The organism is Puribacter membranae (assembly GCF_055380425.1).
On sequence record NZ_AP040167.1, the window covers coordinates 642793 to 659578 of the forward strand.

Genomic DNA, 16786 nt, shown 5'->3' on the forward strand with positions numbered 1-16786 from the left:
TCAAATTCGAGTTAGAACTCATATCCAGCCTGTCTGGGGGCACTGTGAAAGAGGGATCTCCGATGACTGTTGAATCGAGAATATTTTCTGTAGCCGAGTATGTTCAGCCGTCCGAAGGCGAGCCTATTCGTTCCGTTGTGCTTGAAACCCGAGACTCAATTATCGTGGTTTGGCATGTCCATCCCGGGCAGGAAATTGCGGCTCACATTCATCCTCACGGCCAAGACACGTGGACTGTTTTGTCGGGAATGGCTGATTACTTTCAGGGCAATGGGATTGTTCGTGCCCTCAGGGAAGGTGAGATAGCCGTGGCAAGACCGGGCCAAGTGCACGGGGCGCGAAATACAGGTACCGAGCCATTTGTGTTCGTCTCGGTTGTGGCATCAGCCAATGCCGGTTTCGTATTGGCTGAGCGATAGAGCCCAATCTCTGGAGTTGGTCCAATGAGCGGTCGGGGAGATAGGTAACAGACATGCAGCGGACACGGCTGCTAAACCAGGTCGCAAACCTCCTTGCGTCGCAGCGTGCCGCAAGCGACGCGATCAATCGAATGGGGTCGGCATGAGACTGAACACCATCCAGTTCCCGACCGCGTAGCCGCCTGTCCTGCCGATCAGGTCTTGACCATCGACGCCTGGGATCAGTCCTGAATGTTCTTGGAGACCACTACGTTATGAGCCGCAGCCGCCGCAAAACACCCATCGTCGGGCACACGACCTGCGGCAGCGAGCGCGAGGACAAGAAGCTCTGGCATCAGCGCTGGCGCACCCGTGAGCGCACGGCGCTGACCAGCGCGTCGCCCGAAGCCCTGAGCGCCCATCTGCCCCTGCTGGAAAACCAGGCCAGCAGCGTCTGGTCGATGGGCAAGGATGGCCGCTCCTACTGGCCCGTCAAGCGCCAGGCCGCCACGGCGGATCGCATCGCCAATCACAAGGGACGCAACCCGCAAGAACGCGCCTCCCTGAAAAAGCGCCTGCTGCGCAAGTGGATGAGCAAATGAAGCTCTCCTTCCATCAGCACATTGCGCTGTTCTGGATGATCGGTGCTCCGGGCGTCTTCGCGCCCGTGATCGAGAACGCCAAGCGGCCCGATGCCGGCGCCGTCATGGCGTGGGGTGTCGCGATCGTGGCGGTGATGATCCTCTTCACCCCTTTGCTGCTGCGCTGTCCACCATTCCGGCGCTGGTATGGCCGGACGGATGCGCTGTCGGAGCGGCAGCGCCAGGCGCTTGCCGAGCGCGGCCTGCGCCGCTACTACCAGACCGCTTTCGATGACGGCTACGTGCCCCGCGTGATGCCCTACGTGTGGCGCATCATCTGGACGGTCGGCGGGTTGATGGCTGTGACCGCCGTACTGCCTACCAACACCGGACGGCCAGCCTTCGATGCCTTGGTGGTCTTCTCGACCTGGTATCCGATAGGCGTGATGCTGCTGGTTTTCGCGTCGAGGCCCCTTGGCCGGTTGATTCGCCAAAGAGCACAGGAGCGGCGGAAATGAGCACGTCAACCATCGAGGCGCTGGCCAGCGCCTGGGCAAGGATTGCCGAGGAAGCGGAATTCCCCGCTGACTACGAGGGGACTGCCACACCACAAGCGCATCGGGCTAGCGAAGCTATTCAGGAGCAGATTCGGGAGCGCATCGTCGCCACCAACGACATGCGGCTGTTCAGCCTGCTGCACCTGCTGGGTCAGGCGTCGCTGCGCATGGAGCAAGCGCTGTGGCCGGAGGATTACGAGCGGATGACGCGCGAGGTTGAGGAAGCCCTGCGGCAAGCCACCGACGCCAACGCCAGATCGTACACCCACGAAGAAGTGATGCAGGCGATGCAGGAACGCATCGACCGGGCGCGAGACAAGCCATGTTGATTGGCTATGCGCGCGTCTCGACGCAGGATCAGAACCTGGAGCTGCAACGCGAAGCCTTGAGCAAGGCCGGATGTAAAAAGGTCTTCGAGGACAAGGTGAGTGGCACGCGGGCAGACCGGCCTGGCTTGGCCAAGACGCTCGAAATGCTGCGCGAAGGCGATACTTTGGTCGTCTGGAAGCTCGACCGGCTGGGCCGGTCGGTCAAGCAACTGGTCGATCTGGTCGGCGATCTGCACAAGCACGGTGTCCAGTTCAGGAGCCTCACCGACTCCATCGACACCGGCACACCATCCGGGCGGTTCTTCTTCCACGTCATGGCGAGCCTTGCCGAAATGGAGCGCGAGCTGACCGTCGAGCGCACCCGCGCCGGGCTGGAAGTCGCCAAGCAGCTCGGCCGCAAAGGCGGCCGCAAGCCGAAGATGACCGACAGCAAGATCGAGTCGGCCAAGAAGCTGCTGGCCAGCGGGGTGCCGCCCAAGGACGTGGCCAAGAACCTCGGCGTGTCCATTCCGACGCTGTACCGCTGGGTGCCAGCCTCCACGCACGCTTAGCGTGCTTTATTTTCCGTTTTCTGAGACGACCCCTTGTAGGTATCGAGATCAGCGAATAGCAAACCAATCCGAAGAAGGTTCACGACTCGTCTGTTTGGCCGCATAAACTCGGCCTGTGATAGCCAGGTATCAAGACGATGATCAACAGCATTAAGGACTGTTGGCATCTGCTCAAGAGGGAAAGAGGATTGACGTTTGCCGGTTGGCCATTGCACCAGGAGCGAGAAAAATCCCCTTGCGCTTGTGTCGTGATATGTTTCTGCCTCGTTCTGACCGAACAAGGACAACTGAGCTTGCGCCATTATTGATGCACCCCTAACTTGCCAAGGGGTACACTCCCGCTATAATAGGAGGTGCAACCCTTAGCCTTATCCAGGCTCCGGCACCTCGGTTGCCGCCAAGCTCACCGAAAGTGCCACCAAATTTAGACCCCGGTAAACCGCCCGCCAAGTTGGTTTCCGGGGTTTTCCCTTTCTACGCCGCTAACGGCCTCACCTGTCCTAGACGACTACGCAACGCCTCGTTATTCTCTGCGTCCCATAGATCCACGGCACTTTGCAGCCCTAGCCAGTATTCCGGCTCTGTTCGTGTAGCTGCTGCCAGGATAAACGCGCTATCGACTGTAACAGGCACCCGCCCGCGACATAGCTGATTAACGTGCTTTCTTGTCCATCCGGTATGGGTGGCCAAGTCTGTTTGAGTGATTCCGTACGGGGCCAAGAATTCCCTTTCAAGTATCTGGCCAGGTGTGGCCGGTCGTGATTGGTTCATGTGATAAGCCCTCATCAGAATGATGTATTTTGAAGTGTAACCTAGTTGGTAAACTTCAACAATAGATCAGGCTCCCCCTGTAATAGGGGAGGGACTTGTCTCACCGCATCGAGGCGATCACCTGGTTGAGCTGTTGCCCGTGCCTGGTACGTTGGCCACCTGGTTGAGCTGCTGCCGGTGCCTGGTACGTTGGCCACCTGGTCGAGCTGCTGCCTGTAATAGGGGAGGGACTTGTCTCACCGCATCGAGGCGATCACCTGGTTGAGCTGTTGCCCGTGCCTGGTACGTTGGCCACCTGGTTGAGCTGCTGCCGGTGCCTGGTACGTTGGCCACCTGGTCGAGCTGCTGCCTGTAATAGGGAAGGGACTTGTCTCACCGCATCGAGGCGATCACCTGGTTGAGCTGCTGCCGGTGCCTGGTACGTTGGCCACCTGGTCGAGCTGTCGCCTGTAATAGGGGAGGGACTTGTCTCACCGCATCGAGGCGATCACCTGGTTGAGCTGCTGCCGGTGCCTGGTGAGGTGGCCACCTGGTCGATTTCCTTCTGGCGTCCAGATCTGAACTTCACCACAGCCGGCACCAACACAATATCTTGTGCGCCGGCAGCTGATCACGGCCCCCATATCTAGTGCCTCAATTTTGGATTGCGTAATCCAAAACATACGTAAAAATAACGATGGTTTTCTTTACGTGATTGGATTTGCTGGCCACCTCCCCGATCCAGCCGCTTTTCACGTAAAATAACCCGTCAAAATATCAAGGAAAGAAAAGGCGCGTTTTTTGGAGGTTACATGCTGATAGGTTACGCCAGGGTATCAAGGGACAAACAAGAAACGGCGCTGCAACTGGACGCCCTGGACAAGGCCGGGTGTCAGCGCGTGTACGTTGAGAAGCTATCAGGGGCCAGCCCAGAACGCCCAGAGCTTGAACGGTGCCTAGATACCTTGAGGGGAGGGGATACGTTGATTGTGTGGCACTTAGATCGACTGGGAAGGAGCATCAAAGACCTGATCGAGATAGTCAGCTCGTTGAAGCGCCAGGGGATCGGGTTCCGCTCCCTAACCCAATCAGACATAGACACCACAACGGCGAACGGGGCTCTAGTGTTCCATGTGTTTGCGGCCTTGGCTGAATACGAACGCGCACGACTGCAAGAGCGCACACGGGCAGGGTTGGAGGCTGCAAGGGCAAGAGGGCGACGCGGTGGGCGACCCTTGGCCATGTCAGATGAAGACGCCAGGAAGGCAAGGGCCATGCTGTCGGATGTAGAGATAACGAAAGCTGAAGTTGCAAAACACTTTGGTGTGTCTAGGCCGACTTTAAACGCAGCATTGGCGAGATTGTCGCCATCTGATACCTAGCTGCAAGCCGCATCATAGCTCACTTCTCGCACTGCCATTTAACATAAAAAAGCAGGTTACGCAGTCAATCGCGGGGGGTACTTTGGCCATGTGAAAAGGTGCCATCAGCATTGAACTGTAGTAGCCACGACTTGACCTGACAGACAGTTATTAGGCTGTCGCTAAAACTGACTCGGTTGTCTGAAATGTCCGATTCAGTTGTTTCTCGATAGCGATATGTTTGCTATCTAAAAAAGTTTGCATGGGTGTTTTACCAAAGCAATGCTTCCCTGAGTGGGTTCGTTGCTCGTTGTAATCCAGCACCCATGCGTCCAAGTCGACTTGTAACTCTTCCAAACTGTTGTATATTTTACGCCGAAATGCGGTGGCGTAGAATTCGTTTTGTATGGTTTTGTGGAAACGTTCACAAATGCCATTGGTTTGCGGATGCTTGACCTTGGTACGCGTGTGCTCAATGTCCTCTAAGTCCAAATATAACTGATACTCATGCGTTTCTCGGTTGCCACAGTATTCACTGCCTCGGTCTGTAAGGATGCGTAACAGCGGTATGTCGTGCGCCTCATAGAACGGTATCACACGGTCATTAAGCAAATCAGCCGAAGTAATGGCGTGTTTTTGTTGATACAGTTTGACAATCGCCAGCTTGCAGTAAGTGTCGATGTAGGTTTGTTGATAAATCCGCCCCACGCCTTTAATCGTGCCGACGTAATAGGTGTCTTGCGAACCCAAATAGCCTGGATGTTCGGTTTCGATTTCACCATGCGCTTGTTTCTCTTCGCGAGCACGTTCGAGTGCAAACAGTTGGTCTTCTGTGAGTATGATGCCGTCTTGTGCGATTTTGGCTGATAATGCTTTGAGTCGCTTCTGGAAGGTTTCTAAGTCATGGCGTAACCAAATGGAACGAACGCCACCACCTGAAACAAATACGCCAACTTTGCGTAATTCATTGCTCACTCGGTGCTGTCCATACGCGGGTTTGTCTATGGCGAAGTTGACCACCGCTTCTTCTATTGACGGGTCGATACGGTTCTTGAGTATCGGTTTACGGCGACTGATTTCTTGTAACGCCGCCTCACCTCCGCGCTCATACAAATCTCTAAACCGATAGTAACTGTCTCGACTAAATCCCATCGTCTTGCAGGCTTTTGAGACACTGCCCAAAGTTTGGGCTAAATTGAGCAAACCTAATTTATTTTTGATAATCTTGTGACTTGATTGAGTGTTCATTTCTGACTCCTTTGTTTCCTATATGATAAACAAAACGTCAGATTAAGTCTTAACTAATACAATGAACCTGATCCCCATCACCTCAAAAGCGGCCAATATTTTATTAGCCGTCTCCCTCCTGATATTGGCCTTCCCTAATTCAAACTCCCTTAGAGCTGTTTTGCTTACTTTGGATAACGAGCAGAAATCATCCCTGGTCATTTTTAGAAATTCCCTGGCATGGCGGCATTGTAGATTTGTAAAGTCGTGAGAGGGGCTGTTATAGCCTTGCCGATTTAGCTTTATTCCTATGTCGGTAGTCCAGCTAACGGCGGTGGGATATGAAATTCCTAGCCTACTTGCTAATTTGTGTAATGTACCTTCTTCCTGGTAAGCCTTAATTATTTCTTCATCGGTAATATAATTAGTCATTTTTTAACGCCAGCCACTCTTTAATTTCCTGACCATCAAAAAATAAATGACCGCCCCCACTAACAGAGTGGATCTTGGGCGGCAATTTCCCATTGATCATTTTTCCACTAAGCACGGCCAATCTAAGATCTGAAATCCTGATTTGCATTAGCCTGGCTGTATCCTCCAAACCCAATAATTGCTCCCAATAATCGCCAGATGCCCTAAATAGCTGCGCCTAATACCGCTACACTTTTGCCTGACCATGTTTTCCTCCGGGGAATGGGCTGGCGGTTTCCATAAAATGGCGGACCTTTTTCAGTAACTGCCACATTGAGCGGCACTGATGATTACGGGTTATCGTGTCATGAAGTGCCTGCCATAGCCGTTCCACATGATTCACCCACGGCGAGTAAACCGGCTGGTAAATTACCCTGAACTTGGGATTTGCTTTCAACCAGCGCTGTGTTTCGCGGCTTTTATGGATAATGTAGTTATCAACGATCAGCGTGATTGTTTTCGCCCGCCGGTAAGTGGCTTTCAGGTGCTTCAGCAGAGCGATAAACAGCGCTGAACTTTTGCTGTTGCCGCCCACGTAGCTGACTTTACCCGTGCCACTGTGCAGTGCGCCGGCCAGATAGTATTTTTCGTTCTGCCCCGGCGTCACTACCCGTTTCTGCTGTCCGCGCAACTGCCAGTCCGCACCGATTTTAGGATTAAGGTGGATATCCACTTCATCTTCATAAAATACCGGATGCTCTGCGCTGCATTCATCCAGCGCTTTGTGGATTACCGCCATCTTTTCATCTTTATGTGGGTCACGGATACGCAGAGTTGGCGCGGCCCTGCGCCATACAAGCCCCGCAGATGGCAACCAGCGGCGAACGGTTCCTGCATGTAACTGGCAACCGGTTATCTCATTGATTTTTAATGCCAGTAATTCGGTGCTCCAGCGTGAACGTTGATAACCAAAATCGCCGGGAGAATGCTTTATCAGCTCACGTAACAGGGTGCAGATATGTTCAAAAGGCCAGCGTCGGGAGCGCCCTGCGGGTAAGGATTTCAGGCCTTCAATACCTGAGTGCGTAAACCAGTTAATCCAGCGACCAACGGATGAACGAGCACAACAGAGAGTTCTGGCAACATCGCTGACCCGTTCACCCCGATGAAGCATCAGCATGGCCGTGAGTCTGCGGGCATGATTTTTATCGCGCGTTTTATGAATAGCTTTCTGCATCAGGCGTTGTTCGCCACGGGGTATTGGTGCTATAATCGGCATCGCTCAGTCCGGTTGGTGGTTTTGGTTGGTTTGGCGATTGATCAGATCGCACAATCCGGGCTGAGTTCCCTTTCAGTGATCTACTATTCCGCGCATCTATTTAGATTAATTATTGGAGACTATCATGAAGTTTGAGAAGTCACAGGCAGCAGTTGACCGCCTGACCCCCGAGCAACGCCGGATTACCCAGGATTCGGGGACCGAAAGGCCCTTCACGGGCGAGTACAACGACAACAAGGAGCCTGGCATCTACGTCGACATAGTGTCGGGAGAGCCACTGTTCGCTTCGACGGACAAGTTCGATTCGGGTACTGGCTGGCCCAGCTTCACCAAGCCGATCGTTTCGGCAAACGTGAAGGAGGTGCGGGACAGCGCACACGGCATGGTCCGGACGGAGGTCAGGTCAGTACACGCAGACAGTCATCTCGGCCATGTGTTCCCCGATGGTCCTTCCGACCGCGGCGGTCTGCGGTACTGCATCAACTCAGCGTCCCTTCGCTTCATCCCGCGCGACGAGATGGAGTCCGAGGGATACGGTGAATATCTCGATCAAGTAGAGGAGGCTTAACATGCATCAGCGCGCTGTTCTCGCAGGAGGATGTTTCTGGGGCATGCAGGATCTGATCCGCAAGCGGCCCGGCATCATCTCGACCCGTGTGGGTTACACGGGCGGCGATATTCCGAACGCCACGTATCGTAATCACGGCACGCATGCCGAGGGGATCGAGATTGTCTTCGACCCGACAGTGACGAGCTACCGGAACATCCTGGAATTCTTCTTCCAGATCCACGATCCGACGACGCTGAACCGCCAGGGCAATGATCGTGGGCTCTCCTACCGGTCGGGCATCTATTATGTCGACGAGGAGCAGAAGCGCGTCGCCGAGGATACGATCGCCGATGTGGATGCCTCGGGGCTGTGGGATGGCAAAGTGGTGACCGAGGTCCAGCCGGTCGGCGAGTTCTGGGAGGCCGAGCCCGATCACCAGGATTATCTGGAGAAGCACCCGGGCGGCTACACCTGCCACTTCGTCCGTCCCGGCTGGGTGCTTCCGAAGCGCCAAAAGGTTGACGACGTACAGCCAGCGGCCGGGACCGCGGCGGAATAGGCTTCACTGCCGTTGCCACTGCGCCGGTCCGGTCCGCAATCTTCGTGACCGCGTCGTTCAGCGACGCGGTCATCGAACCCTACTTCAGAGTGACGGCTCGTTCCAGTCAGTCGCCATCACAACACCAGGATCGCAGATTTATGCCAGACCTCTCGTCCTTTCCGATCACGCAGCGCTGGCCGGCATCTCATCCCGATCGCCTGCAACTCTACGCAGCCCCTACGCCCAATGGCGTCAAGGTCTCGATCATGCTTGAGGAGACTGGCCTGGCGTACGAGCCCCACCTGATCGACATCTCGAACAACGAGTCGAAGGATCCGGCGTTCGTGTCGCTGAACCCGAACGGACGCATACCGGCGATCATCGATCCGGCTGGCCCTGACGGTAGACCCATCGCCTTATGGGAATCCGGTGCGATCCTCCTCTATCTGGCCGACAAGACGGGTCAGTTCATCTCCACCGAACCAGGCCAGCGTTACGAGACCCTAGCGTGGGTGTTCTTTCAGATGTCGGCCATCGGGCCGATGTTCGGTCAGCTCGGCTTCTTCCTGCGATTTGGCGGCAAGGACTATGAGGACAAGCGGCCGCAACAGCGCTTTATCGACGAATCCACGCGTCTGCTGGGGATTCTGGATCGCCGGCTGGAAGGCCGCGACTGGATCGTCGACGACTATTCGATCGCGGACATCGCGACGCTCGGCTGGGTGAATGCGCTGGTGGAATTCTACGCTGCGGGTGACATCCTTGGCCTCAGCAGCTTTTCGAACGTCCGCGCATGGCTTGGACGCGGGCTGGCTCGACCGGCCGTCCAGCGTGGCCTCCACATTCCCGCGAGGCCAGCATGAGCATCATCGCCGCCTATTATTACAACGAAGGCAAGCGAGTTCGCGAAATCGCGCTCGATGAGCACGTCAAGTTGGGCGAGAGTCGCTCGGGCTTCTGCTGGATCGCGCTTAGCGAACCCACCCCCGAGGAACTACTCGCGATCCAAAGGACATATAATCTTCATCCGTTGGCGATCGACAACGCGATGCACCCGCTGTGCCCGCCCAAGCTCGAGGTCTACAACGATGAGTTGTACGTCGTCGCGCAGACCGCCGAGCTGGTCGGCGACCGGATCAGCTACGGCAAGATGGCGATCTTCACCGGTCACAATCACCTTATCACCGTGCGGCACGGCAATGCCGGAGCGCTGGGCAAACTTCGGGAGCAACTCGAGGCATCGCCGACGCAGTTCGGCAAGGGTGTCGACTATGTGCTGCACGCGATCTTGCATCGCGTGGTCGACCAGTATCTGCCCATCTTCGAAATGATCGAGGACGACGTCCTGGCGATGGAGCGACGGTCGCTGCACGATTTCCTCGGGCCAGAAGAGGTGGCGCGAATCTTCGAACTAAGGTCCGAACTCACGCGGTTCCAGCGCACGCTCGGGGCTATGGCCGAGCTGGTGCGAAAGCTCGTTCGCGGCCACTTTCCCTGCATCAGCGCCGAAATGACACCATATTTCCACGACGTCGCGGACCATGTCCACCGCGTGCAGTCCATGGTCGACGGCCTCCTGCTTGTCCTGTCCACGGTCTTCGAGGCCAGCAGCCTTCTGGAAGCGCAAAGGATCGGTGTGGTCACTCGCCAGCTCGCGGCCTGGGCGGCGATCTTGACGGTCCCGACGGCGATCGCCGGAATATATGGCATGAACTTCAAGCACATGCCGGAACTGGACACGCCATATGGCTACTTCGTCGTGCTCGGAGTGATAGCGGTGTTCTGCCTTCTCCTATTCATGCGCTTCAAGAAGGCCAAGTGGCTATGAGTAACGCACTTCGCGAGCTTCTCCGTCCGCCGAGTCACAGCGCGCTTTGTGCGCGAGCGTGTCCAATCCAGTTCAAGATGAAGGTGCTTCCATGACCTCCCAGGTGACCGACGTTCTAGAAGCAGTCCAGTCATTCATCGCCAAAGGCTATGACCGCGAATACCGCGTCAAGGACGGCAATCTCGTCGATCTCGAACTAGGGTCAACCCTCGATGCATGCAGCATTCGCGTCGATGCGGCGTTGCGCCTCGAGAGCGGGGACGACGGCGAAGATGCCTCCAACATCTACGCGATCACCGATCCGGCGACAGAGCATAAAGGCCTGTTGATCGACGCCTTCGACGTGTTCCACGAAATCTGCCCCCGCGACTTGTCCGAGCGCCTTGTGGCGCATCGGGAAACAGCACCGGCAGGTGACCAGGACGCGCCGAGCAAGCACGGACTACGGAAAGTCTACAAGAGCGAGTTTCACAGCGATCCCGAGCGTTACGTTCTGCGCGAGGGCTTTCCAGACTTCCCGCCATGCCCTTTCGGCCAATCCTTCAGCATCCTCGGCTTCGATACCGCCGAGCAGGAATATGTCTGGCTCGTCACGAGCATCATTCGAGATCCTCGGCTGATCAGGGTTCCATACCAGGGCGAAGACGTCATCAGCGACGAATAGCGGTGTCGCTTAGCCGGAAAGGCTGGCCTTCCTGGCCCACACATCTGCAGGCTGAACTTTAAGAACATCGAAAATTAGGAGGTGATTATGGACTGGAACAAGGACCACATACGAGAAACTATGCTCTTGCTGGAGACAGCAGCGTTGCACAGCGCTCGCGAAAACTACCTGGACTATGTCTCTACCGCTCGGCTCGATCGGAGCGAACCGATCGAAAACGACGAACTAGCTCAGGCCGAGGTCGCGAGCGACTTCGCTGAAGCGCTCGATGACACGCTCCATGACTACGCCAATAAACTCGAAAAGCTCAGGACGATCGATTTCGGCCCCAAGTTGGCCGTCAACGAAGGCGCTGTCGTCAAGCTGTCCGGCCGCCACTTTGTGATCGCGGTGTCAACGAGCAAGTTTACCTGTCAGGGGCGTGAGCTCATGAGCATTTCCACGATGGCGCCGATCTTCGAAGCGATCGAGGGTGCCCGAGCCGGGGAGACCGTGCAGTTCAACGGCCGGGACCTCACCGTAGAAGACGTGGAATAAAGCCCTCCACCGCAGCCGGCGCGCTAGTGCCGAACGCCCTGCATCTCTTTCTGCATGCATACGGTCACTTGCAGCCGCGTTGACCTGGCTCATCAAAGGCAAACTCATGACAACACCTTCATTCTTCATCACCCCCGGATACGGGACGCGCCTGCATGACGCGCTTCATTATTCTCAGGCAATGCGCATTGGTGACCGCGTGGAGATCTCCGGACAGGGCGGATGGAACGACGATCTCGTCATTCCGGAGTCGATTGAGGAAGAGATCGAGCAGGCGTTCAAGAACGTGGAACGGACGCTCGCGACCGCCGGAGCACGCTGGCCGCATGTGGTCCACGTCAATTCCTATCACGTCGGTGGATTCCCTCCCGTGATCAACGAAACAATGGCCAAGCTGTATCGCCACTACATGCCCGACCGCGCTCCAATCTGGACGCAGTTGGGAATCGAAGCGCTGGGGCTTCCAACCATGCGTATCGAAATTCGCGTAACAGCTATCATCGCCTGACCCCGCGGTTCGTGCAGGCGCCGTGCCGCGCTAATCCCGCACGCCCTGCGCCCGCTTCTCCATGCATATCATCGTATCGAGAGATCCGGTTATCATCGGCGTGCTCGGAGAACGGGGGGCCGCCTTGGCCTGGTTGGCGCGCCTCGGCTGCCTGCGGGCGATGGCCAGCACTGCCAGGAGCGTGAGCAACGCCGCCGCATAAAGGAACAGGCCGCCAGGGCCGACGATATTCATTGCAGCTGCTCCTATTAGGGGGCCAGCGGCTGTCCCGATCCCGTTGAGCAACAGAAGCCCGCGCGCGGTGCCGAGTAGCCGACCGGCCGGAAGATCGTCGTTTGCGACGGCGAGACACAACGAATAAATCGGGATGCCAAAGCCGCCGAACAGCGCACCTGCCGCAAGGAGCAGCGGCAGAGGCGCTTCCACCGCCAACGCTACGCCGATGGCAGACGCTGCGGACGCCAGCGCCGCACCGGCGATGACAAGATTCCGGGGCACTCGATCCGAAAGCCAACCGAGTGGCCAATGGAAGGCGAGCGTTCCACCAAGAACCGCAGCCATGAAGGCGGAGATACCGCCCACATCGAGGCCGATGCTCTGGGCGAAGTTCGCGCCCATGCCCCAGAAACCACCGATAGCCAGGCCGGCCAGGAAAGCGCCAGCCGCAGCGAGAGGTGATACGAGGACGAGGTCCCTGAACGCGACCCATTCCTGTTCCACCTGGGCCGGCGGATGACTGGGCAGCAAGGTGATCGGAACCACCGCCGCTGATATCAGCAGCGACACGATGAGGAACAATGTCACGTCGGCGGGCGGTGCGATGTTGAGTAACGCCTGCCCGATTGCCCATGAGCCCATAGAGACAACTCCGAATATCGACAGGAGCTGCCCGCGTGTGGATGGCAATGCGTGGGCGTTGAGCCAACTCTCCGTTGCGAGGATCATGCCCGCGTAGGCGAAGCCGGTAATCAGGCGAAGCGGCATCCAGGCGATCGGCTCCACGAACGCCACATGGAGAAGGGCGGTCATCGAGGCAATGGCCGCGAAGCCGGCGAAGGTTCTGACATGTCCCACGGAGACGATGATCGGTGGCAACACGAGCGCGCCGATCGTGAAACCCGCGAAATAGAAGGACATCATCGCGCTGATCGCGCCGGTCGAGAACCCCTTATGGCCGGCTCTCACGATCAGGAGCGTGCTCAGCAGGCCATTGCCCAGCAGCAGAGCGGCGACGCTCAGCAGCAGCGCCGCCACCGGCGCGAGAACGAGGCCGCGCTTGCCCGCCGACCTCATGGTATCCATCGCCGGGCTCGTTCTCGGGCCTGACTTGAGGGTTGATACTCTGCCGCACTGATGAACTGGTCGAATGCTTCGCACCAGATGACGACCGTGTTGTAGTCACGGACATCGATGCCGGCAGGCACCTCGACGATGAAGCCGTTGAACGTCTTCACATCGCCCACGCGGACTGATCTGTCCTTGATTAGGAGAAAGGCCTCCTTCGTGTCGACGAAACGTGGTGCGAGGTAGAGCTTGTAGTCGGGACCAGGGGCGAGGCGCCCGATATGGGCGATACGGTCGCGCGAGACCCGGATCTCGCCTTCCCCCCAGTGAAGCAGGTCGCTGCCTTTGAGATCGCGGGCCAGACGCCCTGCGTAGAGCGTCTCGGCTGAGATGGTCCGCAAGGCCGCCGCGTCCGGGGCCTGGGGGGCGGTCAGGATCGGCAGCGTGTAGACACCGCCCGCGAAGCCCATGGCGAGCATCGCGAGATGGGTGGCAATCAGGATGACCCAGCGCCGCATCGGTTACACCAGCTCCAGTCCCTTCACGAGCTGATCGGCGTCGAGATGGAAGTCCGAGAATACGATGCGGCCGCCAGCGTCCATCACGGAGAACCAGGGCGTTCCCCGCGTGCGGTAGTCCTCCATGAAGGTGGGAAGCGTCGCGCCGGCAGGTGGCTCGTCCTGACCGAACGCGACAGGAAGCGCATACTTGAGCTGGTTCACGCGCAGCTTCTCGAAGGTGTTCTCATCCGCTCCTTCGAAGACGGTCTGGATCACCGCGAAGCCCACGCCCTTGGCGCTCAATGCACCATGCAACCTTTGTAGCGTCGGAAATCCATGCAAATGGCAGCCACGGCACCAGTGCTGGAAGGCGAAGAGGACTTTCGGGCCGGTGCCGAGATCCGACAGCTTGAGCGGCGCGATGCTTTCTCCATCCGCGCCAATCCATCTCTGCACCCGCAGCTCGGGGGCTTGTCGTTCGTCGACGCTCATCTGATCCTCCAATTCCGATGCAGAAGTCCGATGAGTGGTCGCGTGTGGCGATGGCACGCGAACCTCACCGCCTTGATCCCCTACAGGTTGTAGGATGCGAGTTCGCCGACCGATACCTCGTGGCCAGCCCCGCCGTTCTTCCGTCGGTGTGTCACCGCCGCCCCTCAATGACAAAGGCGCGATAGCGGGAACCGGCAAAACGGTGCGCAGCGATGGTTTGGTAGGCGGGGCTATGATACCAATCACGGGCGGCCTGCATCGTCGGGAACCGCAAAATTACGGCCCCTTCGACGGGCGGCCCCTCCAAATGCTCCATCGCGCCATAAGCGGCGAGAAAGGTTACGTCGTGGCCATCGAACGATGGGCCGACGCCTGCAGAATAGGTTGCGAGTTCTTCCGGATCGGTGGTTTCTTCGCGGGTGAAGACGACGAACGCTTCCATCTTAAAGTCTTTCATAAGGTCGCATCTGCAGGCCACCGCCGCTGGCGATGGCCTTAAAGTCGTCAGGCTGGCAGCTCGAACCCGATTTTCGTGAGTGCCTCGACGCACGCATCCTGATCCTGCTGATAGTTGCCTCCGGAGATGCCGATCCCGCCGATCAACTTCCCGTCTTCCAGGATCGGATAGCCTCCGCCGACAGCGACCATCCGGGGGCGATAGGCCAGCGGCGCCACTTTTGGATCGTTCGAAACATAGTCGTTCCAGACATGGGTGGGGTACCCAAACGAGGCGGAACTCCAAGCCTTGTCGATGGCAACATCGACGGTGAGAAACGGCGCGTCATCAGTGCGCTCGAACGCGCGCAGGTTACCGGTGGCGTCGACGACGGCGACCGCAGCCGGGATGCCGATTGTACGTGCCGCGGCGATCGCCGCGTCGATGAGGGCGACGGCGGTTTCGCGGTTGATCGAGGCGGTGGCAATGGATTTCGTCATGAAATTTCCTTCGCCGTGGCGTAATCCGTCCGGCGTTCTTGAGGTTAGAAAAGACGTTCGGCGGTGGCAGTCATCAGAAGCCTTCGAGGACAATCTTGCCTCTTGCCGCGCCACTTTCGATCAGTGCGTGCACCGTCTTCAGATTGGCGGCATTAATTGGCGACAATTTTTCGGTTAGCGTCGTGCGAATTTTGCCGTCGTCCACCAGCACCGCCAGCGAATTGAGGATCTTGCCCTGCTCATCCATGTCGGGCGTGCCGTAGAGCGACCGTGTGAACATCAGCTCGTGGTGGATCGACACTGCCTTGCGCTTGAACAGCATGACGTCGAGCGCCTTGGGATCGTCGATGAATCCGAACCGTCCTTGCGGGGCGATCAGTTCGGCGATGTCGGATGCATGCTGCTCGGTATGCGTGGTCGAGAACACGAAAGCGGGAGCGCCGATGTTGAGCTCGGCAATCTGTGGCGCGAGCGGCCGAGAGTGGTCGATGACATGATGAGCCCCAAGCCCTTTAACCCACTCCTGGGTTTCCGGCCGAGAGGCGGTGGAGATGACGATGAGATCCGTGCGCTGTCGAGCGATCTGGATGGCGATCGACCCGACCCCACCCGCACCACCGATGATGAGGATCGCCGCCGCCCCGGGAACGGGCTTCGTCACGTCCAGGCGATCGAACATGGCTTCCCAGGCCGTCAACGTCGTGAGTGGCAGCGCCGCCGCTTCCGCCCAGTCGAGCGACGCGGGTTTACGACCGACGATCCGGGCGTCGACGAGATGGAACTCCGCATTGGTGCCAGGCCTTATGAGCGATCCGGCATAATAGACCTCGTCGCCTACCGCGAACTGCGTCACGTCGGGGCCGACCTCTTGCACGATCCCGGCCGCATCCCATCCCAGCACTTTCCAATCGCCATCAGCGGGCGGCGTGCTGCTGCGGATTTTGTAGTCGACCGGGTTGACCGAGACAGCCTTCACCTCAACCAGGATATCGCCTCCTTCAGCGACAGGCCGAGGCAGATCAATGTCGACCAGAGAGGCGTCCTCGGCGATGGGTCCCGGAACCTTGTAACCAACGGCTTTCATCGGTGTCTCCAGCTTGCTGTATCCTGAAGTCTTATCGATCAGATCGAAATTTCTTCCGAAATATACTCAGGATTTAAAGATTTCGCGTGTCAGACTATGAAGGTATGCGCGCAACATATCCAATAGCGGTACGACATAGTTTCCATACCTCGGAGCCGGATTCAGAAGTTTATCGAAAATAGCGGTTTATTGCTGTTCGGCGGGTGAGCATCCGGATGGAGGCGATAAGCGCCCAAGCGGTTGAGGAGTCGACCTCTCAGCGGTCGCGTTGGCAGGGGCGATCTCGCCCGCCGGTCTCACACCAACGTTGGCAAGCGACGGCGTCCGCTCGAAATCCGCTGACGGGGATACGCCTGCAATGCCGATTCGAAGCTATCGAAACTATAGCTACAGGGTATTGGGAAATCATACTGGACTG

At 57.6% G+C, this 16786-nt stretch carries 24 protein-coding genes; 13 read left to right on the forward strand and 11 right to left on the reverse strand.

What is annotated here, in order from left to right; translation table 11 throughout:
- Positions 1 to 62: 62 nt before the first annotated feature.
- The 5 genes from ACZ41M_RS03065 to ACZ41M_RS03085 all read left to right on the forward strand — a co-directional run bounded on the left by ACZ41M_RS03065 (position 63) and on the right by ACZ41M_RS03085 (position 2416).
- Positions 63 to 419, forward strand: coding sequence for a cupin domain-containing protein (locus ACZ41M_RS03065; protein ID WP_003465043.1), 357 nt, complete (start codon positions 63 to 65; stop codon positions 417 to 419).
- A 254-nt stretch (positions 420 to 673) separates the two neighbouring features.
- On the forward strand, positions 674 to 1000 hold the full coding sequence (locus ACZ41M_RS03070) for a hypothetical protein (RefSeq protein ID WP_003100858.1): 327 nt from the start codon (positions 674 to 676) through the stop codon (positions 998 to 1000).
- Positions 997 to 1497, forward strand: a complete 501-nt coding sequence (locus ACZ41M_RS03075) for a hypothetical protein (protein WP_003100856.1) — start codon at positions 997 to 999, stop codon at positions 1495 to 1497. The genes ACZ41M_RS03070 and ACZ41M_RS03075 overlap by 4 nt, the downstream gene beginning before the upstream one ends.
- A complete protein-coding gene (locus tag ACZ41M_RS03080) occupies positions 1494 to 1865 on the forward strand; it encodes a hypothetical protein (protein WP_003100853.1) in 372 nt (123 codons plus the stop codon). Before ACZ41M_RS03075 ends, ACZ41M_RS03080 begins: the two co-directional genes overlap by 4 nt.
- Complete coding sequence (locus ACZ41M_RS03085; RefSeq protein ID WP_003100847.1) at positions 1859 to 2416, forward strand: recombinase family protein; 558 nt, start codon at positions 1859 to 1861, stop codon at positions 2414 to 2416. The genes ACZ41M_RS03080 and ACZ41M_RS03085 overlap by 7 nt, the downstream gene beginning before the upstream one ends.
- On the opposite strand, the gene ACZ41M_RS03090 is transcribed toward ACZ41M_RS03085, so the two are convergent.
- Both ACZ41M_RS03090 and ACZ41M_RS03095 read right to left on the reverse strand, forming a co-directional pair.
- Positions 2413 to 2718, reverse strand: a complete 306-nt coding sequence (locus ACZ41M_RS03090) for a hypothetical protein (protein ID WP_464730341.1) — start codon at positions 2716 to 2718, stop codon at positions 2413 to 2415. The two genes, ACZ41M_RS03085 and ACZ41M_RS03090, sit on opposite strands and share 4 nt — an antisense overlap.
- 172 nt (positions 2719 to 2890) lie before the next feature.
- On the reverse strand, positions 2891 to 3202 hold the full coding sequence (locus ACZ41M_RS03095; RefSeq protein ID WP_031943443.1) for a HigA family addiction module antitoxin: 312 nt from the start codon (positions 3200 to 3202) through the stop codon (positions 2891 to 2893).
- 776 nt (positions 3203 to 3978) lie between these two features.
- Here ACZ41M_RS03095 and ACZ41M_RS03100 point away from each other — a divergent pair.
- Positions 3979 to 4548: a recombinase family protein gene (locus ACZ41M_RS03100; RefSeq protein ID WP_171865819.1), complete on the forward strand. Its 570-nt coding sequence runs from the start codon at positions 3979 to 3981 to the stop codon at positions 4546 to 4548.
- A gap of 150 nt (positions 4549 to 4698) precedes the next feature.
- On the opposite strand, the gene ACZ41M_RS03105 is transcribed toward ACZ41M_RS03100, so the two are convergent.
- From ACZ41M_RS03105 to ACZ41M_RS03115, 3 genes are all read right to left on the reverse strand, one after another.
- Positions 4699 to 5775: an IS481 family transposase gene (locus ACZ41M_RS03105; protein WP_464729930.1), complete on the reverse strand. Its 1077-nt coding sequence runs from the start codon at positions 5773 to 5775 to the stop codon at positions 4699 to 4701.
- Positions 5776 to 5817: 42 nt separating this feature from the next.
- Positions 5818 to 6186 (reverse strand): helix-turn-helix domain-containing protein, encoded by a 369-nt coding sequence (locus ACZ41M_RS03110; RefSeq protein ID WP_464730340.1) that lies wholly within the window; start codon positions 6184 to 6186, stop codon positions 5818 to 5820.
- 226 nt (positions 6187 to 6412) lie between these two features.
- On the reverse strand, positions 6413 to 7444 hold the full coding sequence (locus ACZ41M_RS03115; RefSeq protein WP_375148045.1) for an IS630-like element ISEc33 family transposase: 1032 nt from the start codon (positions 7442 to 7444) through the stop codon (positions 6413 to 6415).
- Between the two features lie 124 nt (positions 7445 to 7568).
- Between ACZ41M_RS03115 and msrB the strand changes: the two genes are divergently transcribed.
- The 7 genes from msrB (at position 7569) to ACZ41M_RS03150 (ending at position 12072) form a co-directional block, all read left to right on the forward strand.
- Positions 7569 to 8012 carry a peptide-methionine (R)-S-oxide reductase MsrB gene (gene msrB, locus ACZ41M_RS03120; protein ID WP_047685449.1) on the forward strand — a complete coding sequence of 148 codons (444 nt, stop codon included), beginning with the start codon at positions 7569 to 7571 and terminating at the stop codon, positions 8010 to 8012.
- 1 nt (position 8013) lies between these two features.
- Complete coding sequence (msrA, locus tag ACZ41M_RS03125) at positions 8014 to 8553, forward strand: peptide-methionine (S)-S-oxide reductase MsrA (RefSeq protein WP_023294902.1); 540 nt, start codon at positions 8014 to 8016, stop codon at positions 8551 to 8553.
- A 140-nt stretch (positions 8554 to 8693) separates the two neighbouring features.
- Positions 8694 to 9398: a glutathione S-transferase N-terminal domain-containing protein gene (locus ACZ41M_RS03130; protein ID WP_003464969.1), complete on the forward strand. Its 705-nt coding sequence runs from the start codon at positions 8694 to 8696 to the stop codon at positions 9396 to 9398.
- Positions 9395 to 10363: a magnesium and cobalt transport protein CorA gene (locus ACZ41M_RS03135; RefSeq protein ID WP_464730339.1), complete on the forward strand. Its 969-nt coding sequence runs from the start codon at positions 9395 to 9397 to the stop codon at positions 10361 to 10363. Before ACZ41M_RS03130 ends, ACZ41M_RS03135 begins: the two co-directional genes overlap by 4 nt.
- Positions 10364 to 10454: 91 nt before the next feature.
- Positions 10455 to 11027, forward strand: coding sequence for a hypothetical protein (locus ACZ41M_RS03140; protein WP_004099040.1), 573 nt, complete (start codon positions 10455 to 10457; stop codon positions 11025 to 11027).
- 87 nt (positions 11028 to 11114) lie between these two features.
- A complete protein-coding gene (locus ACZ41M_RS03145) occupies positions 11115 to 11564 on the forward strand; it encodes a hypothetical protein (protein ID WP_464730338.1) in 450 nt (149 codons plus the stop codon).
- Positions 11565 to 11670: 106 nt separating this feature from the next.
- Positions 11671 to 12072: a RidA family protein gene (locus ACZ41M_RS03150; RefSeq protein WP_004099044.1), complete on the forward strand. Its 402-nt coding sequence runs from the start codon at positions 11671 to 11673 to the stop codon at positions 12070 to 12072.
- Positions 12073 to 12102: 30 nt separating this feature from the next.
- On the opposite strand, the gene ACZ41M_RS03155 is transcribed toward ACZ41M_RS03150, so the two are convergent.
- The 6 genes from ACZ41M_RS03155 to ACZ41M_RS03180 form a co-directional block, all read right to left on the reverse strand.
- Entirely contained in the window at positions 12103 to 13374 is a 1272-nt protein-coding gene (locus ACZ41M_RS03155) for an MFS transporter (protein WP_004357638.1), read from the reverse strand.
- Positions 13362 to 13874: a DM13 domain-containing protein gene (locus ACZ41M_RS03160; protein ID WP_004357637.1), complete on the reverse strand. Its 513-nt coding sequence runs from the start codon at positions 13872 to 13874 to the stop codon at positions 13362 to 13364. Before ACZ41M_RS03160 ends, ACZ41M_RS03155 begins: the two co-directional genes overlap by 13 nt.
- Positions 13875 to 13877: 3 nt before the next feature.
- On the reverse strand, positions 13878 to 14348 hold the full coding sequence (locus ACZ41M_RS03165; protein WP_011191345.1) for a TlpA family protein disulfide reductase: 471 nt from the start codon (positions 14346 to 14348) through the stop codon (positions 13878 to 13880).
- 151 nt (positions 14349 to 14499) lie between these two features.
- A complete protein-coding gene (locus ACZ41M_RS03170) occupies positions 14500 to 14805 on the reverse strand; it encodes a DUF1330 domain-containing protein (RefSeq protein ID WP_004357632.1) in 306 nt (101 codons plus the stop codon).
- 47 nt (positions 14806 to 14852) lie between these two features.
- Positions 14853 to 15284: a GlcG/HbpS family heme-binding protein gene (locus ACZ41M_RS03175; RefSeq protein ID WP_004357630.1), complete on the reverse strand. Its 432-nt coding sequence runs from the start codon at positions 15282 to 15284 to the stop codon at positions 14853 to 14855.
- Positions 15285 to 15357: 73 nt separating this feature from the next.
- Positions 15358 to 16368: a zinc-binding alcohol dehydrogenase family protein gene (locus tag ACZ41M_RS03180; protein ID WP_011191343.1), complete on the reverse strand. Its 1011-nt coding sequence runs from the start codon at positions 16366 to 16368 to the stop codon at positions 15358 to 15360.
- Positions 16369 to 16786 lie beyond the last annotated feature (418 nt).

Excerpts from the sequence above, each read along its gene's own strand:
- ACZ41M_RS03145 (WP_464730338.1), top strand. The coding sequence starts at position 11,115 with ATGGACTGGAACAAGGACCACATACGAGAAACTATGCTCTTGCTGGAG.
- msrB (WP_047685449.1), top strand. The coding sequence starts at position 7,569 with ATGAAGTTTGAGAAGTCACAGGCAGCAGTTGACCGCCTGACCCCCGAG.
- ACZ41M_RS03170 (WP_004357632.1), bottom strand. The coding sequence starts at position 14,805 with ATGAAAGACTTTAAGATGGAAGCGTTCGTCGTCTTCACCCGCGAAGAA.
- ACZ41M_RS03135 (WP_464730339.1), top strand. The coding sequence starts at position 9,395 with ATGAGCATCATCGCCGCCTATTATTACAACGAAGGCAAGCGAGTTCGC.
- ACZ41M_RS03150 (WP_004099044.1), top strand. The coding sequence starts at position 11,671 with ATGACAACACCTTCATTCTTCATCACCCCCGGATACGGGACGCGCCTG.
- ACZ41M_RS03095 (WP_031943443.1), bottom strand. The coding sequence starts at position 3,202 with ATGAGGGCTTATCACATGAACCAATCACGACCGGCCACACCTGGCCAG.
- ACZ41M_RS03165 (WP_011191345.1), bottom strand. The coding sequence starts at position 14,348 with ATGAGCGTCGACGAACGACAAGCCCCCGAGCTGCGGGTGCAGAGATGG.
- ACZ41M_RS03080 (WP_003100853.1), top strand. The coding sequence starts at position 1,494 with ATGAGCACGTCAACCATCGAGGCGCTGGCCAGCGCCTGGGCAAGGATT.
- ACZ41M_RS03160 (WP_004357637.1), bottom strand. The coding sequence starts at position 13,874 with ATGCGGCGCTGGGTCATCCTGATTGCCACCCATCTCGCGATGCTCGCC.
- ACZ41M_RS03140 (WP_004099040.1), top strand. The coding sequence starts at position 10,455 with ATGACCTCCCAGGTGACCGACGTTCTAGAAGCAGTCCAGTCATTCATC.
- msrA (WP_023294902.1), top strand. The coding sequence starts at position 8,014 with ATGCATCAGCGCGCTGTTCTCGCAGGAGGATGTTTCTGGGGCATGCAG.
- ACZ41M_RS03105 (WP_464729930.1), bottom strand. The coding sequence starts at position 5,775 with ATGAACACTCAATCAAGTCACAAGATTATCAAAAATAAATTAGGTTTG.
- ACZ41M_RS03075 (WP_003100856.1), top strand. The coding sequence starts at position 997 with ATGAAGCTCTCCTTCCATCAGCACATTGCGCTGTTCTGGATGATCGGT.
- ACZ41M_RS03085 (WP_003100847.1), top strand. The coding sequence starts at position 1,859 with ATGTTGATTGGCTATGCGCGCGTCTCGACGCAGGATCAGAACCTGGAG.
- ACZ41M_RS03115 (WP_375148045.1), bottom strand. The coding sequence starts at position 7,444 with ATGCCGATTATAGCACCAATACCCCGTGGCGAACAACGCCTGATGCAG.
- ACZ41M_RS03130 (WP_003464969.1), top strand. The coding sequence starts at position 8,694 with ATGCCAGACCTCTCGTCCTTTCCGATCACGCAGCGCTGGCCGGCATCT.
- ACZ41M_RS03090 (WP_464730341.1), bottom strand. The coding sequence starts at position 2,718 with ATGGCGCAAGCTCAGTTGTCCTTGTTCGGTCAGAACGAGGCAGAAACA.
- ACZ41M_RS03110 (WP_464730340.1), bottom strand. The coding sequence starts at position 6,186 with ATGACTAATTATATTACCGATGAAGAAATAATTAAGGCTTACCAGGAA.
- ACZ41M_RS03175 (WP_004357630.1), bottom strand. The coding sequence starts at position 15,284 with ATGACGAAATCCATTGCCACCGCCTCGATCAACCGCGAAACCGCCGTC.
- ACZ41M_RS03070 (WP_003100858.1), top strand. The coding sequence starts at position 674 with ATGAGCCGCAGCCGCCGCAAAACACCCATCGTCGGGCACACGACCTGC.
- ACZ41M_RS03065 (WP_003465043.1), top strand. The coding sequence starts at position 63 with ATGACTGTTGAATCGAGAATATTTTCTGTAGCCGAGTATGTTCAGCCG.
- ACZ41M_RS03155 (WP_004357638.1), bottom strand. The coding sequence starts at position 13,374 with ATGGATACCATGAGGTCGGCGGGCAAGCGCGGCCTCGTTCTCGCGCCG.
- ACZ41M_RS03100 (WP_171865819.1), top strand. The coding sequence starts at position 3,979 with ATGCTGATAGGTTACGCCAGGGTATCAAGGGACAAACAAGAAACGGCG.
- ACZ41M_RS03180 (WP_011191343.1), bottom strand. The coding sequence starts at position 16,368 with ATGAAAGCCGTTGGTTACAAGGTTCCGGGACCCATCGCCGAGGACGCC.